This window comes from Flavobacterium sp. 22659 (genome assembly GCF_052044235.1).
Taxonomy (GTDB): Bacteria; Bacteroidota; Bacteroidia; order Flavobacteriales; family Flavobacteriaceae; genus Flavobacterium; species Flavobacterium johnsoniae.
Genome location: NZ_JBQEMU010000007.1, coordinates 77,440 through 94,979 on the forward strand (window position 1 = coordinate 77,440; position 17,540 = coordinate 94,979).

Here is a 17,540-nt window from a genome sequence, read left to right on the forward strand (position 1 = left end):
ATCAATTTGGTATGTATGCAATCGTAGAGATAGCAGGGCAACAATTTAAAGTAAGCAAAGACTTAAAGGTTTATGTTCACCGTTTAGCTAACGAAGAAGGTTCAAAAGTTTCTTTTGATAAAGTTCTTTTGTTAGACGATAATGGAAATGTAACTTTAGGCGCCCCAGCTATAGAAGGTGCTTCAGTAGAAGCTAAAGTGTTACAACACTTAAAAGGAGATAAAGTTATCGTTTTCAAAAAGAAAAGAAGAAAAGGATACAAAAAAAGAAATGGTCACAGACAATATCTTACTCAAATTGTAATTGAAGGTATTACTGCAGCAGGAGGAACTAAAAAAGCAGCAGCTAAAAAAGCAGTTGTAGCAGAAGAAGCAGCAGCTACTGAAGAAGTAGAAGCAGCTCCAAAAGCAAAAAAAGCAGCTCCAAAAGCAAAGAAAGAAGCTACTAAAGAATAATAACAATATTTAAACTCATACGTCATGGCTCACAAGAAAGGTGTCGGTAGTTCGAAGAATGGTAGAGAATCAGAATCAAAACGTTTAGGCGTTAAGATTTATGGTGGTCAAGCTGCTATTGCTGGGAACATCATCGTTAGACAAAGAGGTTCAAAACACAATCCAGGTGAAAACGTTTACATCAGTAAAGATCACACACTACACGCAAGAGTAGCTGGAGTTGTTAAGTTCCAAAAGAAAAGAGATAACAAATCTTATGTATCTATTATTCCTTTTGAGGCATAATAATCAAAGATTTACTTTTTATAAAAAACCCGTTCTGAAAAGATCGGGTTTTTTTATTTTTATACTTTTTAAAACTTACATTTGCTAAGAAAGGTTTGTCTCTTTAAATTAAAAAAGTTGAAAAAAATAGTAGTATTTATACTCTTGTCCTGTTTTAGCGTGTACGGAAAAACAGTATCAGACAGTATTGCAAATCACATAAGTTTATTAAACGATAAACAAAAAAGTATTTTATACGAGTTTGAAGTTTTAAAAAAGAATGGTTTTGATGTCGCTCCGTTTTGGCTCAAAAATAAAAACCAGTTTCCTCAATTCAATGAAAATGTAAGAGACGAGTTAGCAAAGCAGATTTTTGCAAACTCTCATGTAATATATTCCCCGCCAAAAGATTCTGCAATTCAATTCTGGATGCAGACGCAGTTACTTACCAATTGGATGTTTTATTTATCGGCATTTATTGCTGTTTGCGCTCTTATCGCTTTATTTAAACGATATTGGGGTATGCTCATTCAGTTTTTAATTAATCGTCTGGCGCCTTTATTAAAATTTTTGTTTTCTCCGGTTTTGTTAACCTACGAACTACTGTTAATTGGTGCGGCCTGTGTATTTTATGGCTGTGTAATCGATGAGTTTGTAATGAGAACCGTAATTATTCATTTAGGACTGTTTTTATTATGGAGCCAGTCGACAGCTGTATTTACTAAAGAATACTGGGTTAAAAAGTATGTTTATGAAATAGAAAATAACTTTTGGGGATCTGATCCGTGGGAAACAGTAAAAACAATCAGTTTTCCTGCTGTTATTGTTACGCTTGCTCTTTTTTATGTATTGTATAAAGTTCCAGAAGATATTTTCTACAATTATGAAATAGTTCTTTCTGGCATTGCGGCGATTTATGCATTGCCTTTTTGGCGTTCTTTAGAGAAATATATTTATCCTGTTTTATTTCCGTTTGTCAAAGATGATAATAGAGGCCGAAGTATCAATTCATTAGGAGCTTGTACAGTTATAGCTCTTATTGCTTTCATTGCGCTTGCCTGGCAGTTTAACCCTGTTTTTAACAATATAATATCGGCATTGGTAAGTTTATTAATGTTGTCGTTCCTGATTTTATCTTGTAGAATAAATCATAAATACAGTTATAGAAATTATTACTATATGCAGTTTGTAACTGTTGTTTTTCTTCTGTCAGTTTTGATTTATAGTTATTCTTTCCGCTTAAATGAAATTATCTGGTTTTCATTAATAGGAGGCAGTATATTTATTATAATAAAATATATGGAGATCTTTTCGTTTTTCTCTGATTGGAAAAGAGGAAAAGCCTGGGCTTGGAAATTAATGGGTCTTGCCGGGTTATTATGGCTTTTGGGTAAAGGTATATTATATGCTTCTCAAATATTATTTATCGTAACTCCGGCATTCTAAAAAGAAAAAACCTTTGTCGAGGTTAAACTTCGACAAAGGTTTAGAAAGATTTTTTTTGTGCTAAAAATATCTAATTTTCAGTATCTTTTGTTTCTTCCAGATCTTCTGTTTTACGGCCTACTTTTACTTTAGGATTGTCCTGTGTTCCTGTAACAGTTAACGGAATTCCAAATATACCAAGCGGCGGAAGTCCTAAACGCATTTTTAAGTTCAGTTTTCCGTCTAAACTTGTTGTTCCTTCAATTCTGGGTCTAAAGCCTGCAAATTTAAATTTAAAGCGTTCTACAGTAATGATGTTGTTCTTAACCGTACTTTTGATATCTACTTTTGATACATCAGGATTTTTCATTGATTCAGAACTTGTTTGTTTGCTTACAGCATTAAACATTTTCAAACCGCGAACTTTTACATCTTTTACAGAAAGTACGCCGCCGCCAACAAGTGAAGGATAAACAGGTTCCATATTTCCGTTTAAACGGCCTTTTAATTTATAATCTAAAGAAACAATTCCCTGGGCTTTTTCTGCAGCGCTTGCCATTTTTCTAAAAACTTCAATTTCATTGTAAGCTCGTTTAATATCAAAATCTGATGCTTTTACAGCATAATCAAAATTTGCTTTTTGCGGTGTTACGGCCTGATAATTGGCATTCATGGCTACATTGCAGCCAATTAAGTTAAAACCTGTATTTTGCATCGTCAATTTACCTTTGTTCATAGTTAAATAACCGGTTGCATTTTGAAGGTTCAGCTTGTCAAAATTTACTTTTTGAGCATTAGCTAATAATTGCAGATTCAGGTTTGTTGGAATAATAATAACGCCAGTTTGCTCAGGTTCGGTTTTTGTTTCTGCTTTTGGAGCTGGAGCTTTTGTTGCCGAAGTATTTTCTGATGTCTGCGACATGAATTCATCTACATTGATGTATCGCGCCGAAACTTTAAAAGAGCCTTTTAAAACACCTGTATTTGTGGTTGCATAGTTAAAAACATTTTGTAAATAGCCATTCATTTTAAAATCAGATTGTCCGTATGCAGCCAGGAAATTATTAAAAGACATTTTATCCTGATTGATTTTGAAAATACCTTCTTTGATAATGAATTTTTTAGGAAGATATTCAGATGCTACGCCAATATTTCGCAGCTCAAGCGTTCCTTTATTGTATAATTTGCTGTAATTTCCTTTTTCGGCATCGCTTTGTTTTCCTTTTAAAACTAAATCGGCTTTAATGAAACCGTCTAAATCAAGTCCTTTTTGAGAGAAAACTTTATAAATTCGGTTAACGTCCAATTCTCCTTTTGCCTTAATATCGTATGCTAAATCATTAAAATCACTCAAATCAGCTTCTACAAAAACAGGTTTTCCTTCAAAAGTAAACTGAGCTGGTTTTAGTTTGATTTTTAAATCTTCAAAAGTTCCCTTTTGGTTATCGATTTTAGATTTAATAGTAATATTGGTAATAGGGTTTGGATAATATTTTGTTTTAAGATAACCGTTTTCTAAGTCAAAAACACCTTTGGTAACCGGGAAAAGTTTGTTTTTTTGGTCGAATTTTCCATTCGCCTGAATATCTCCGGCCAAAGATCCTTTTAATTCAACATCTGGAATACCTAATGCTTTTGTTAGTTTTTCGAGATTAATTTTGGCTTTAAAATCGGCATTGATTTCAGGTGTGTTTATGCCTTTTACAAAGAATTTAGATTTTAAATAATCCTGATTGATGTTTAAAGACAGGTTTTTAGCATCAACCGTTAAAAGGTCCGGATTTAAAGATGGAACTTTTGTTTTAATGTCTAAATTTAAATTAGAAACCGGGAATGGGCTTTTATTATAATTTACAAATCCATTATCAATTTTAACATCCAGATTCAAATCCGGAGCAATATTTTGAGATGTGATGTAATTTCCTTTTAGTGTTAAAAGAAGGTTTGTATTTCCTTTTAATTCTGTTTTAGAAAGCCATGTAATGTATTTTGGCGGAAAAGCGGTAAATACATCATACAAATCGCTGTTGTCAGATTTTATAACAAAATCCATATTATAACCATCTTTCAAAATGTCGAATTTCCCTTTAAAATCGACCAAAAGCTGATTGATTTTTAAGTTGTTTTGCTGGAAGAAGAAAGAAAGGGAGTTGATGTTGACTTTTGTAATTAAGTCAGCATCTACTTTTTTATTCATTAAATACGGTTCGTTTTCATAAACAATATTTAATTTTTCAATTTTAGCTTTTGAGTATAAATCGAAAACGGCTTTGTTTAAATCGCCTTTTCCTAAATAATTAAAACCAAACGCATCAAAATGCACTTTTGTTGACTGATCGTCGTAAATAATTTTACTGTTTAAAATCTCAATTCGCTCCAGTTTTAATGCGGTATCAGTACTGTCTTTGGTTTCTGCGGCTTTGGCTTGTGATTTATAAATATTGTAATTGGCTTGTCCGTTTGGATTCACTTTTACATTTATAAAAGAATCAGATAAATAAATCTGATCAATTTTTACCGATTTGCTGAAAATTAAACTCGCCACATTTATCCCAAAAGAAACCTCTTTTGCGGTAATGAATTTTTCGTTTTTGTATGGTGCAGAACCATTAAGGCTTAAATTATCTAAGGTTAAAGTCAGTGATGGAAAATGACGAAAAAACGAAACTGACACATCAGAATAATTAAGTTCTGCGCTCAGTCTTTCGTTAGCTGTTTTTTTGATCTGTTCTTTAATTTGATCTTCAAAAACAATTGGCGTTAAAAATAATAGTGCTAAAATAACAGCGAAAGTTATCCCTAAATACTTCGCAATTTTAAATACGATTGACCTGGATTTACTTTTTTGCATAGCAATTTGTGGTGTTTAAATAAAAAAATAGAGTAAAAAAGGGCGTAATTTATCCGTGAACGGTTTCTTTTTTACCATAATTGGTAATAATAGAACCTTCATATTCAATCCATTCTTTCCATCGTTTGTCGATGTCGATATTATCTTGGTATTTTCTGGCAAAACCTAAAAAAGTAGTATAATGTCCGGCCTCAGAAATCATTAAATCGCGGTAAAATTTAGCTAATTTTTCGTCTTTAATATTTTCTGAAAGTACTTTAAAACGCTCACAGCTTCTGGCTTCGATCATGGCAGAGAATAATAATCGGTCGCTGAGTGCATCACGTCGGCTTCCGTCTTTCTTCATGAATTTAAAAAGCTCATTTACATAATGGTCTTTTCGTTCGCGCCCTAAAGTAAGACCTCGTTCTTTTATAATATTATGAACCATTTGAAAATGTTCGAGTTCTTCTCTGGCGATAATAAGCATTTCGGTTACTAATTCTTCTATTTCAGAATTATAGGTTACAATGCTAATGGCGTTTGAAGCCGCTTTTTGTTCGCACCACGCATGATCTGTCAAAATTTCTTCAATATTCGACTCTACAATATTAACCCAGCGAGGGTCTGTAGCTAATTTTAATCCCAACATAATTTCCCAACATTTTATTCCTGCAAAATTAGTGTTTTTTATTACTAAAAATCAGGAAATGCCGCGGGATTGCGCCGAAAAAAGCATTATTTTGTAAGTTGAAATAAATTACAATGAATCAGATAAAAAAACTTCTCATAATTGGATTCGTCTGGCCTGAGCCAAATTCTTCTGCAGCAGGCGGAAGGATGATGCAGCTGATTTCTATTTTTAAAGAAAATGGTTTTGAAATTACGTTTGCAAGTGCAGCTCTAGACAGTGATTTTATGGTTGATTTATCTGAATTTGGAATAGCAAAGAAAAGTATTGAGCTCAATTCTGCCAGTTTCGATGATTTTATAGTTGCATTAAATCCTAATGTTGTATTGTTTGATCGTTTTATGATCGAAGAACAATTTGGCTGGAGAGTGACGGAAAGGTGCCCAAATGCAATCCGGATTTTAGATACAGAAGATTTGCATTGTCTGCGAACAGCAAGGCAGAAAGCTTTTAAAGAAAACAGAAAATTTGAAATACACGATTTGTTGTCTGAAGAAGTGGCAAAACGAGAAATTGCCAGTATTTTGAGGTGTGATTTATCTCTTATTATTTCTGAATTTGAAATGGATATTCTGGAAGATGTTTTTAGAATAAACAGAGATTTGCTTTTTTATCTTCCTTTTTTAGTTGATAAAATCTCTGATAATGATCTTTTAAAATTACCTTCATTTGAAGATCGGAAAAATTTTGTTTTCATTGGTAATTTTCTTCATGAACCAAATTGGAATACAGTTCAGTATTTAAAAGAAGCAATCTGGCCTTTAATCAAAAAAGATTTTTCGGAAGCTGTTTTGGAGGTTTACGGTGCTTATCCGTCGCAAAAAGTATTACAATTGCATCAGCCCAAAAACGGATTTTTTATTATGGGAAGGGCAGAAGATGCAAATAAAGTAGTGAAAAAGGCTCGGGTTGTTCTGGCGCCAATTCGTTTTGGGGCAGGTTTAAAAGGGAAATTGTTAGAAGCGATGCAGTGCGGAACTCCAAGTGTAACCACAACAATTGGTTCTGAAGCTATGCACGATGTTTTGCCTTGGAATGGAATTGTTGAAAATGATCCAGAGCAGTTTTCAAAAAAAGCAATTACACTTTATCAGGATGAAAATCTTTGGAAAGAATCTCAAAAAAATGGCGTTGTGATTATCAATGAATGTTATCAAAAAAGCCATTATTCAGGTAAATTAACTGCAATAGTAAATTCTCTGCTGACAGATTCTAAAAGCCACCGCCTTCATAATTTTATGGGCAATTTATTGCAGCATCATGCTTATAAAAGTACAATGTATATGTCTAAATGGATTGAAGCTAAAAACAAAAGCTAAAAAAAACCGATTACAAAGTAATCGGTTTTTTTTAGCTTTTGTTTTAGTCACAGTATTCAGTCACAGTGAACAGTTAGATGTGGTCTTAGGGCTGAGAACTGCGACTGAATACTGAGACTGGAAACTATTTCACAACGCTTTCAAAAGCCTGAATTGTTGTAGCGTGATATCCAGATTTTGCTTTGTCAAAAATTTGTTTTGCCCAAGTTTTTCCTTCTGGAGTTTTGGCCATTTCTTTATACAGCATCATTACAGATCCGGTTCTGCTGCTTCCAATTAAAAATTGTTCAATTGCTGGATTTGCAGCTTTGTATTGATGGCGGATTGCCTGAACAAACCACTGACGTTTAATGATGAAATTACCTCCGTTTGTAAAATTGAATTCTTTGTCAATCGCTTCCATTTCTTTTGCCGTAATATCATCAGGGAGATGATCAATAAAATGTTGTTTTTCGGCTGTTGTAGTGATTTTTTTGCTTAAACCTGCAACACCGGTTTCTCTCCAGCTTTTTTGGATAGTGTCAATAGCGTCAAAATCAGCAGAACTTACAGGAGTTATGTTTGATGGAATTCCTGGTTTGTAAATCCAGTCTTCCAGTTTTATTTTATCAGCCAGTGCTTTGTCGCCTTTGATAAGGTTTTCGTTGATGTATTTTACGAAATCTTCTGTTGTGATTGATTTGAAAGCGTGTGCATCAAAATAATTTTTAATGAAAACGTCAAATTTTTCACGGCCTACCGCATCTTCAATAACTCTTAAAAACGCATAACCTTTTACATAAGGGATCATGCTGATTCCGTCGTCAGGATTTCTTCCTGTCAGCGAAACTTTAAGTCTGGTGTCTGGATTTGTATCGCCATATTCGGCTACATTATCAACAAGTTCTTTGCGTGTGATAACGTTTTGCATTTCAAATTCTTTTTTGCCAAAAATAGCTTCTCCAATACGGTGTTCTACATAAGTTGTAAAACCTTCGTTTAACCAAATATCATCCCAAGTTGCATTTGTAACCAGGTTTCCGCTCCAGCTGTGGCCTAATTCGTGTGCTAATAAACTCGTTAGAGATCGATCTCCTGCAATTACTCCAGGAGTTAAGAATGTTAAGTTTGGGTTTTCCATACCGCCGTAAGGGAAACTTGGAGGTAAAACTAAAACATCGTAACGTCCCCAACGGTAAGGTCCGTATAATTTTTCGGCCGCAACCACCATTTTTCCAAGTTCGGCAAATTCCCATGCCGATTTTTTCAGCATTGATGGTTCTGCATAAACTCCGGTTCTGTTGTCGATTGCCTGAAATTCGATATCTCCAACTGCAATTGCCATTAAGTAAGATGGAATTGCTTTGTCTTGTTTAAAAGTATAAACTCCTGTGTCGTTTTTTTTCTGCGGATTTACAGCGCTCATTACAGCTAACAAATCTTTAGGAACGGTAACTTTTGCATTGTAGGTAAAACGAATTCCCGGTGAATCCTGACAAGGAATCCACGTTCTTGACCAAACGCTTTCTCCTTGTGAGAATAGAAAAGGTTTCTTTTTGTCTGCAGTTTGTGCAGGTGTTAACCATTGTAATGCAACAGCATCTTTAGTTGTGCTGTAATAGATATTTACTTTGGTTGTATTTGGTTCGATTGTAACATGAAGTGGTTTTCCGTGAAACTCAACATCTTTTCCAAGTTCGAATTTGGTTTCTTTTTCGTCGTCGCCTAAAGTTACTTTGGTAATGTTTAGTGTGTTTTCGTCGAAAATAATTTCATTTCCTTTACTGATATTGTCAATAGTCCAGGAAGCTTTTCCTGAAATTGTCTGTGTATCAAAATCAACTTTAATGTCAAGATCAAGATGCTTTACTACTGCAAGTTCTGGTTTAGAGTAGCTGTGTTCATCTGTAACAACTGTTGTTTTTTCTGTTTGTTCTTTTTTCTGGCAGGCAATTGCTGTAAGAAATAAGATTAGAAAGGTTAGTTTTTTCATTTTGTGAAGTTATTGGATTTGAAGAGGGAAATTAAATAAAAAATCCCGTCCCGAAAAACTTCGGGACGGGATTTAATTATAAAATTAACAAAGATTACGCCAGCATAGTAACCGGGCTTTCGATGTATTGTTTTAATGTTTGTAAGAACTGAGCTCCAGTTGCTCCGTCAATTGTTCTGTGGTCGCAAGCTAATGATAACATCATTGTGTTTCCAACTACGATTTGACCGTTTTTAACTACTGGTTTCTCAACAATTGCACCTACAGAAAGGATTGCAGAGTTTGGCTGGTTGATAATTGAATTAAATTCAGTAATACCAAACATACCAAGGTTAGATACTGTAAAAGTACTTCCTTCCATTTCTTGTGGTCCCAATTTTTTGTTTTTAGCTCTTCCGGCAAGATCTCTTACTGAACCGCCAATTTGAGATAAACTCATTGCGTCAGTAAATTTCAATACAGGAACTACTAATCCGTCTTCAACAGCTACAGCAACACCAATGTTTACATGGTGGTTGATGATGATAGCATCTTCTTTCCAAGTAGAGTTGATTTTTGGGTGTTTTTTCAATGCTAAAGCACAAGCTTTAATTACCATGTCGTTGAAAGATACTTTTGTATCCGGAACGCTGTTGATAGCAGCTCTTGCCTGCATTGCTTCGTCCATGCTTACTTCGATCACTAAGTTGTAGTGAGGCGCAGTGAATAAAGATTCTGAAAGACGTTTTGCAATGATTTTACGCATTTGAGAGTTTTTGATCTCTTCTGTGTAAACTTCTCCGGCAGGAACAAAAACTTTTGGTGCAGCAGGAGCAGATGCTTCTTGTTTAGCAGCAGGTGCAGAAGCAGCAGTTTGTGCTTGAGCAGATGGAGTAAAGTTCTCGATATCGCTTTTTACGATACGTCCGTTTTCTCCAGATCCTTTAACCTGGCTTAATTGGATTCCTTTGTCAGAAGCGATTTTCTTAGCTAAAGGTGAAGCTAAAATTCTTCCTCCGTTTGAAGTTTCAGCAGCAGCTTCTGGTGCTTTTTCAGCAGCAGGTGCAGCTTTTTCTTCTGCAGCAGGAGCACTTGCGGTTGCAGCGCCTCCGGCAGTATAATTTTCAGCAATTCCAGAGATGTCAGTTCCTGCAGGTCCAATGATAGCTAATAAGCTGTCAACTGGTGCAGTATTTCCTTCCTGAATTCCTATGTATAATAATGTTCCGGCATTGAAAGACTCAAACTCCATAGTAGCTTTGTCTGTTTCAATTTCTGCTAAAATATCTCCTTCAGCTACTGTATCACCAACTTTTTTCAACCAAGTTGCTACAGTACCTTCAGTCATTGTATCACTCAAACGAGGCATAGTTACAACTACAACTCCTTTTGGTAATTCAGCTGCTTTTGCAGGAGCAGCAGTTTCAGTTTTTGCTTCAGCAGCAGGAGCATCCGCTTTTGGAGCTTCGGCAGCTGGAGCGTCACCACCAGCTAAAAGGGCAGAAATATCTTCTCCTTCTTTACCAATGATTGCTAATAATGAGTCAACCGGAGCAGTTTCTCCAGCTTGAATTCCGATATGTAAAAGAGTTCCTTCGTTAAAAGATTCGAACTCCATTGTTGCTTTGTCTGTTTCGATTTCAGCTAAGATATCACCTTCGCTTACTTTGTCGCCTACTTTTTTAAGCCAAGTTGCTACCGTTCCTTCCGTCATTGTATCGCTCAAACGAGGCATAGTTACTTTAATTGCCATAATTCTTATAATTTATGAGGTGTAAATGGATAGTCTTCTTGTGCGTATACTACATCGTATAATTGTTGTAAGTCTGGGTATGGAGATTCTTCAGCGAATTTCGCACACTCTTCAACTAAGTCTTTAACTCTTTGGTCAATTACTTCAATTTCTTCTGCTGTAGCATATTTTTGATCCAAGATTACGTCAAGAACCTGCGTAATTGGGTCGATTTTTTTGTACTCTTCAACCTCTTCTTTAGAACGGTATAATTGTGCATCAGACATAGAGTGTCCTCTGTAACGGTACGTTTTCATTTCAAGGAAAGTTGGTCCGTCTCCGCGGCGAGCTCTTTCGATAGCTTCGTGCATTGCTTCGGCAACTTTTACAGGGTTCATTCCGTCAACAGGTCCGCAAGGCATTTCATAACCTAAACCTAATTTCCAGATGTCAGTGTGGTTTGCAGTTCTTTCTACAGAAGTTCCCATTGCATAACCATTGTTTTCAACGATAAATACAACTGGAAGTTTCCATAACATAGCCATGTTGAAAGCTTCGTGAAGAGAACCTTGTCTAGCAGCTCCGTCACCAAAGTAAGTCATGGTAACACCGCCAGTGTTGAAATATTTATCTGCAAAAGCAATACCAGCTCCTACAGGAATTTGAGCTCCTACGATTCCGTGTCCACCGTAAAAACCATGTTCTTTAGAGAAAATGTGCATTGAACCTCCCATGCCTTTAGAAGTTCCAGTTGCTTTTCCTAAAAGCTCAGCCATTACGTTTCTAGGATCAACTCCCATACCAATTGGCTGAACGTGGTTTCTGTAAGCAGTAATCATTTTGTCTTTAGTCAAGTCCATAGCGTGCAGTGCACCCGCTAATACAGCTTCCTGACCATTATATAAGTGTAGAAAACCTCTAACTTTTTGTTGAATGTATAATGCTGCAAGTTTGTCTTCAAACTTTCTCCAAAGCAGCATGTCCTCATACCACTTTAAATATACCTCTTTTGTAACTTCTTTCATCTGAATTCTTTCTTTTGCTAAAGTTGTTTGTGTTATCGATTATTGTTGCCTGTAACGCAAAATAGTTTCCTCCCACAAATTTGCGCCCGAAAGGTCGGGATGCAAAAATAAGACATTACATTTAAGAACTAAAATTAAAACGATACTTTTTGGCTTTTTTTTACAAGAACTTTTTATCAAACATAAAAGGCAGTAAATTTTTTAGGGATGCTGATTTATAAACTTCACCTATTTCGCCCATAAAATAAATTTCGATAGAGGTGTCTTGTTTGATTTCATATTCTGCAATTGACTGACGGCAAGAACCGCACGGCGGAATTGGAGCCTGAGTTTGATTTGTGTCTGAAGCTGCAGTAATTGCCATTTTTAAAATTTTAGCTTCGGGATAAATACTTCCGGCATAAAAAATGGCTGTCCTTTCTGCACATAAACCTGACGGATATGCGGCGTTTTCCTGATTAGATCCTAGAATTACTTTTCCATTATCGAGAAGTAAGGCGGCTCCAACTCTAAATTTTGAATAGGGAGCGTATGCTTTTTTACGAATTTCGATGGCTTGATTCATTAAATCCTGAACATCCTGAGAAAGCTCATTGATGGTGTCGTAAATAGTGAATGACGATGTAATGCTTATTTCTTTCATTTTATTTTGAGGAAAAAAAATCCAAATTTCTAAAATGCAGAAATTTGGATTGTTAGTTTTCTTTATGTTTTTTATTTAGTACGTTTCGTATTTGTCGCCAAAGTTAAAGGTTAAAGAGAAACGAAGTGTATTTTCTAAAGGATTTTTAACTTTTGATGCAGAGAATAAGTATGAAACATCAACTTTTATCATGCTGTATTTAAATCCTGCTCCCAGAGAGAAGAATTGTTTAGCTCCTTTCATAGGGCTTTCGTGGTAATATCCTAAACGCATTGCAAAAGCATCCTGATACATATATTCTGCAGCAGCGCTATAGGTGATTTCTTTTAATTCTTCGCTGAATCCGCCCGGAGCATCTCCAAAAGATTTGAAAATTCCGGATACCCAGCCAATATCTTTGTATTTTTTATAGTTTGCTTCGTCAGCCTGAGTCTGTGAAATATCACCCGGATCAGTAAAGTCACCGTCTCCGTTAGCATCGTAAGGTGTTCCAGGTCCCGGAGGAGTTGGTACTAAAAGTTTTGTAAGTTCAAGGCTTACTCCAAGTTTGTTGTAATCATCAAAAATAAAATCAAAACCTCCACCAATTCTTAAATTAGCCGGTAAAAAGTTGGCGCTTAAATCGTCATGGTCGTAGCTTATTTTTGGTCCTAAATTCTGGATATTGAAACCAGCTCTCCATCTACCATTAAAGTCAGAATAAGCGATTTCTTCTGATTGATAAAATCCGGCAACATCTACAGCAAAAGAACCTGCTGCTGATGCATCAATTTCTTCGGTTGCTACTTTTAAATTAGAGCGAATATATCTTGCTGCAACAGCCATAGAGAATGTTTCGCTTAATTTTAATGAATAAGATCCGTCAAGAGCAAATTCATTTGGATTTACTTCTCTTGTAGGTTCGTTAGGATCTCCGGTTTGTCTCAGTTCAATTCCTCCAAAACCAAAATAACGGAAACTACCAGCAAAGGCGCTTCGGTCATTAATTTTGTTGTAATACGTAACCTGACCAAGAGAAATATCATTGGCAAGATCTGTTAAATAAGGAGTGTAGCTGATAGAAAGTCCCTGCGCATCTTCTGCAAAAGCATATTTGGCAGGATTCCATTGTTGAGAAAAAACATCTGAAGAAGTTGCAACACCCTGGTCTCCTAAACCAGCTGCTCTCGCATCGGCTGCTACTAATAAAAATGGTACTCCAGTTGTGATAGGGCGCTCAATATCTTGGGCTTTTGCGAATGTGGTAATTAATAGGCAAATTAATAGAAGCGATATTTTTTTCATTTGTGGGCTTAATGGTATTTATGTTACAAATATATACAATATTATAGAATGACAAGTTTTTCGTATTTTTCTGCTTTTTTATTTGTTAAATTAGATTTAACAGTAAGTTTATAGATATAAACTCCTTTTCCAATCCGGTCGCCAAAATCATCCCTTCCGTCCCACGTAATTTCTCTCGATAAAAAGCCTTCTGTTGTTATAATTTGATTTTTAGTCCAGACAATTTTTCCTGTAATTGTCATGACCTGAACCTGAACATCTAAAGGTTCATACGGTCTGTTGTGTGAAAACCAAAATTGGGTGTAAGTTGAAAAAGGATTAGGATAATTAAGAACGTGTGATAATGTTAATTCTTCATCTCCTACAACCACAAATTGTATTTCACTTGTTACGGGATTGTTGTAAACATCCCATGCTGTAAAGGTTATAGTGTGCAGTCCTGCAGATAAATTTCGCAGCGGGAAACGTAAATTTCCGTTTGTGTAATCATCTAATTTTGTTTGATAATAATCGTTCAAAATATAAGGATTGCTGGTATCGCCATCTAATACAGCTACAATATCATGACCAATTCCGCTGGCAGTATTAATACCATTTTCGTCTTCCAAAAAGGCTAGAAGAAACGGTGATGCATTTGTAATGCCGCCAGACACAAATGTTTCATCGTTCATATATAACTTAACTTTCGGACTTATATTGTCCTGAGGTGCATTTTCATTTATTCCTCCAATTTTAATAACAGTATTATAACCCGACTGATTTTCTAAAGCCTGGTTTTTCTTTGAATAAAAGCTGATTCTGCCGTTGTCTACCGGTATGCGTATGTCTCTCGGAACTACAAAACTAAATTCGAACTGACCATTGGTTACTGTTGCGTTTCCTCTAAATATGGTTTCTCCCAAAGTTTTAAATGACATTGCAGGGCTATATCCATCATTATTTAAGGTAGAAGAAGTAATCATTTTGTCGAAAATTGCTGTTGCCAATTCGCCGTTATAATTGCTTAAAAGAACATTGTTTTCATCTGTAATTTCGCCTGAAATTTTAATTTTTGCCAATGATTTAAAGTCAGGAATTGGCTGCGAAATCACAATATCGTTTATTTTCGTTAAATTAATTCGGGGTTTTGGAATCGCCAGCATTAAAGCAGGATCTCCAAGATATACTACAACATTGCTTGATGAACTCGGACTTTCATTTTTAGATATTCTAAGAGATTCTGCAATGCTGTTGTATTGATTTGATCCGTACGAGAGCAGGTTTTTGTTTAGAATGTCATTAAAATTTTCTGCATTAGACTGACCAATTTCGCGAATCGTTGTCAGCATAGAAATAGCGCCTCCTTTTGGATTCCAAAATACATATTCTCCGGCAGTAGGTCTTGAAGGGTCGTCAAATCTTGAAAATTCGCAGGTAATGGTTATAAATAACGGATATTTATATTGATTGTTTAAGTTTTGACCATCTGCTTTTTCCCATATTCTTTCGCTTGCCAAACCGTCTTCACCGCCGTGTCCCAGATAATTAAAGATTAATGCACCTTTTTCGAATGCGTTGAAAAAATCAGTTCGGGCTTTTGGATAACGAGCGCCTCCGGCAGAAGCTTCCTGAGTATAAGAATCCAAAAGAATTTTATCGACATTTAAAAAAGGTTTTTCGGCTGAGATTTTATCAGCTAAATTATTTTGACGTGTTTGTAACGTGGCGTCTGAAGCTCTGTCAGAATCATCGCTTATTAAAACGACATTGTTTTTCCAGTTTCCGTATGATTTTGCGTCGTGATATTCTAAAACTTTATTGACTATTTCCTGAGCCTGTGTATTGTCTGAAACTAACATTCTTCCAACGGCAATGTCAATACCGCCAAAAGGGAAAGCTACAACACCTTCGTTAGAATCCATAAGACCAAAGAAATCATCAGAGGCAAATCCAGATTCGCCAACAGAGTTGCTTCTTAAGGCTTGATATATAGGTACAATATTATTGTTATTTGCAATTCGGTTTTTATAATCAAATGAAGCATCTCCAAAAAGGTTTAAATATTTTATTCTTTTGTCTGAAGAAGAAGCATTATTATATATGTATCGAATGCAGTTTCTAATAGCTGCAATATCCTGTTTTCCCGAAGAAAATTCCTGATAGATGTTTTCAAGCGAAATTACTTTTACATTTAAATTAGAATTTGTGCGGTGAAAATTTGCCAGTCTTTCAGCTTGAGAACTTAATGATCTTGGCGTTACAATTACATAATCAATATCCTGAAAGTTGTTTTGGCTGTTTCTAAAAATAGTTCCTTTTAAATTTTGATTGGTAACTTTAGATTGATTTTCTTTTAAAGGAGTATAATAGTCAGACGCATCAATGGCAATATATTTTCTAATTTCTCCTAAAGCAGCTTTAAAGCTAAAAGAGGCTTGATTTGTATTTTCTATTTTTGATACATTATATAGGTCTGTAATATCCCAAATTTGAGAAATTCCTGCAGCGTTTCCAAAACTATAATTTACGATTCCGGTAGTTGAGCCTGCAAGATTGTATTGAAACTTAAATTGTTTTCCTGTTCCCAGCAGTTTTCTTTTGGCAGTAAGATTAATATAATCCAGATAACCTTTTGAACCCGGAACACCATTATTATTATAGGTAAGTTTAATTTTTATGGTTTCTGCACCAGTAAAGGTTGTGTTGTTTGGAAGTTTTTCGGTTAAATATTTAATGTCAGAATTGGCTGTAATGCTTCCAATATTAATTGTTCCGATATTTTGCCCGTTTGCCGAAACTCCAAATGAAGTTGTAGTAAAAGCGGCAGAAGCTGCATTTAATTCGATTTTTACAGGTACTGTCGTATCAAGATTAGGAAAACTGAAGCTGAATTCCTGTTCTTGGTTGATGTCAAAAGATTCACCAAGCCATTGACGTCCCAGATGGGCGATATTGGTCTGGTCGATTTCGTGAAATTGATAGTCATCAAACGTGTTTAGCTCTAAAGTGCTGTTTCCTGCAGGTTGGTTTAAGTTAGAAATCCTTTTACCTTCATTTCCGCCTGAGGTTATATAATAATAGGATTTAGTATCGTATAAATTAAGATTGGTTTGGTTTTCAGAGTCCCAATTTTCAACTCCTTCACCATAAAATAAGATATAATCTTCATTGTTAAACACACCATCGCTTTCGCCTATGATCTGGATGGCATTTTCTTCTAAATCTTCCGGATAATAAACATTATTTGCCAGCGGGAGCATTCGTCCGCCGTTTCCGTAAATTTTAATTCTTTTGGGATCAGTTTTGCTTGGATCAAATCCCAGACTTTGTAAAAAAGATTTGGAAATTCTGTAAACGCCCGATTTCTCAATGTAAAAGCGATACCAATCACCGGAAGCCAAAACAGAATTTGAAATCGCAGCCGATTTTTGAAATGTAGAAGAGCTGCTGGTTCTGGCTGTTGTATTTTGAATTGAGTATGAAAATGACTTAACACGTTTAAAGCTGCTGCCTTCTTTAATTATAGGTGAAAGAAACAGAAAAGCCTGCTTTATATCTCTCGAATTTGTAATTTTTAACGTTTCATTAAGCTTATCGGGGATGTTTTCAAGTAGTAAATCGCCTAATTCTGCTCTTGAAACTGCTTCATAATTTACACTGGTCAACGTAGCTAAACTGCCGTTTGAAATGTTAGATTGGTTCAGATTAAGCAGTAATGTTATGCTTTTTTTTGTAATGTCGAAGCGGAAACCATCTCCTGAAAAGTATGGAATTGTGATTTTACTCTCGCCGTAATTTATCTCTTTTTTATTTTGCCAATCTATCGTGAAGCTCCCATTTATCTGAGAAAATGAGAGTATTGGCAGTAGTATAAAGTATGCGATCAGGGCTTGTTTCATTGGTTTCAAAAACGAAATTTAATCAAAAAAAAATTAGTAAGTA

Annotated in this window: 12 protein-coding genes; 4 read left to right on the forward strand and 8 right to left on the reverse strand. The window is 35.4% G+C overall.

Annotated features, from left to right (window positions below):
* The first annotated feature begins 11 nt into the window (after positions 1-11).
* The 3 genes from rplU (at position 12) to ACTJIW_RS09505 (ending at position 2,165) form a co-directional block, all read left to right on the forward strand.
* Positions 12-455 (forward strand): 50S ribosomal protein L21, encoded by a 444-nt coding sequence (rplU, locus tag ACTJIW_RS09495; RefSeq protein WP_012023621.1) that lies wholly within the window; start codon positions 12-14, stop codon positions 453-455.
* A gap of 24 nt (positions 456-479) precedes the next feature.
* Complete coding sequence (rpmA, locus tag ACTJIW_RS09500) at positions 480-740, forward strand: 50S ribosomal protein L27 (protein WP_012023622.1); 261 nt, start codon at positions 480-482, stop codon at positions 738-740.
* A gap of 117 nt (positions 741-857) precedes the next feature.
* Positions 858-2,165: a hypothetical protein gene (locus tag ACTJIW_RS09505; protein ID WP_440714542.1), complete on the forward strand. Its 1,308-nt coding sequence runs from the start codon at positions 858-860 to the stop codon at positions 2,163-2,165.
* Between the two features lie 70 nt (positions 2,166-2,235).
* Here ACTJIW_RS09505 and ACTJIW_RS09510 read toward each other — a convergent pair whose 3' ends face one another.
* Together ACTJIW_RS09510 and ACTJIW_RS09515 are read right to left on the reverse strand one after the other, a co-directional pair.
* Positions 2,236-4,995: a hypothetical protein gene (locus ACTJIW_RS09510; protein WP_440714541.1), complete on the reverse strand. Its 2,760-nt coding sequence runs from the start codon at positions 4,993-4,995 to the stop codon at positions 2,236-2,238.
* A gap of 49 nt (positions 4,996-5,044) precedes the next feature.
* A complete protein-coding gene (locus ACTJIW_RS09515) occupies positions 5,045-5,626 on the reverse strand; it encodes a tRNA-(ms[2]io[6]A)-hydroxylase (protein WP_012023625.1) in 582 nt (193 codons plus the stop codon).
* 113 nt (positions 5,627-5,739) lie between these two features.
* Between ACTJIW_RS09515 and ACTJIW_RS09520 the strand changes: the two genes are divergently transcribed.
* The gene (locus tag ACTJIW_RS09520; protein WP_440714540.1) at positions 5,740-6,984 is read left to right on the forward strand and encodes a glycosyltransferase; all 1,245 of its coding nucleotides are present in this window, start codon (positions 5,740-5,742) and stop codon (positions 6,982-6,984) included.
* A gap of 124 nt (positions 6,985-7,108) precedes the next feature.
* On the opposite strand, the gene ACTJIW_RS09525 is transcribed toward ACTJIW_RS09520, so the two are convergent.
* From ACTJIW_RS09525 to porU, 6 genes are all read right to left on the reverse strand, one after another.
* Positions 7,109-8,956 (reverse strand): leukotriene A4 hydrolase C-terminal domain-containing protein, encoded by a 1,848-nt coding sequence (locus tag ACTJIW_RS09525; protein ID WP_440714539.1) that lies wholly within the window; start codon positions 8,954-8,956, stop codon positions 7,109-7,111.
* Between the two features lie 94 nt (positions 8,957-9,050).
* A complete protein-coding gene (locus ACTJIW_RS09530) occupies positions 9,051-10,688 on the reverse strand; it encodes a 2-oxo acid dehydrogenase subunit E2 (RefSeq protein ID WP_440714538.1) in 1,638 nt (545 codons plus the stop codon).
* 5 nt (positions 10,689-10,693) lie between these two features.
* Positions 10,694-11,692 carry a pyruvate dehydrogenase (acetyl-transferring) E1 component subunit alpha gene (pdhA, locus tag ACTJIW_RS09535; RefSeq protein ID WP_012023629.1) on the reverse strand — a complete coding sequence of 333 codons (999 nt, stop codon included), beginning with the start codon at positions 11,690-11,692 and terminating at the stop codon, positions 10,694-10,696.
* 160 nt (positions 11,693-11,852) lie between these two features.
* Positions 11,853-12,335 (reverse strand): cytidine deaminase, encoded by a 483-nt coding sequence (gene cdd / locus ACTJIW_RS09540; protein ID WP_440714537.1) that lies wholly within the window; start codon positions 12,333-12,335, stop codon positions 11,853-11,855.
* Between the two features lie 75 nt (positions 12,336-12,410).
* Positions 12,411-13,619: a type IX secretion system outer membrane channel protein PorV gene (gene porV / locus ACTJIW_RS09545; protein ID WP_440714536.1), complete on the reverse strand. Its 1,209-nt coding sequence runs from the start codon at positions 13,617-13,619 to the stop codon at positions 12,411-12,413.
* Between the two features lie 41 nt (positions 13,620-13,660).
* The gene (gene porU / locus ACTJIW_RS09550) at positions 13,661-17,497 is read right to left on the reverse strand and encodes a type IX secretion system sortase PorU (RefSeq protein WP_440714535.1); all 3,837 of its coding nucleotides are present in this window, start codon (positions 17,495-17,497) and stop codon (positions 13,661-13,663) included.
* Between the last annotated feature and the right edge of the window lie 43 nt (positions 17,498-17,540).

Bases quoted from the DNA above. Each gene is read 5' to 3' on its own strand.
- ACTJIW_RS09530 (WP_440714538.1), bottom strand. From the start codon at position 10,688: ATGGCAATTAAAGTAACTATGCCTCGTTTGAGCGATACAATGACGGAA.
- pdhA (WP_012023629.1), bottom strand. From the start codon at position 11,692: ATGAAAGAAGTTACAAAAGAGGTATATTTAAAGTGGTATGAGGACATG.
- ACTJIW_RS09525 (WP_440714539.1), bottom strand. From the start codon at position 8,956: ATGAAAAAACTAACCTTTCTAATCTTATTTCTTACAGCAATTGCCTGC.
- ACTJIW_RS09520 (WP_440714540.1), top strand. From the start codon at position 5,740: ATGAATCAGATAAAAAAACTTCTCATAATTGGATTCGTCTGGCCTGAG.
- rplU (WP_012023621.1), top strand. From the start codon at position 12: ATGTATGCAATCGTAGAGATAGCAGGGCAACAATTTAAAGTAAGCAAA.
- ACTJIW_RS09515 (WP_012023625.1), bottom strand. From the start codon at position 5,626: ATGTTGGGATTAAAATTAGCTACAGACCCTCGCTGGGTTAATATTGTA.
- cdd (WP_440714537.1), bottom strand. From the start codon at position 12,335: ATGAAAGAAATAAGCATTACATCGTCATTCACTATTTACGACACCATC.
- porV (WP_440714536.1), bottom strand. From the start codon at position 13,619: ATGAAAAAAATATCGCTTCTATTAATTTGCCTATTAATTACCACATTC.
- ACTJIW_RS09510 (WP_440714541.1), bottom strand. From the start codon at position 4,995: ATGCAAAAAAGTAAATCCAGGTCAATCGTATTTAAAATTGCGAAGTAT.
- rpmA (WP_012023622.1), top strand. From the start codon at position 480: ATGGCTCACAAGAAAGGTGTCGGTAGTTCGAAGAATGGTAGAGAATCA.
- porU (WP_440714535.1), bottom strand. From the start codon at position 17,497: ATGAAACAAGCCCTGATCGCATACTTTATACTACTGCCAATACTCTCA.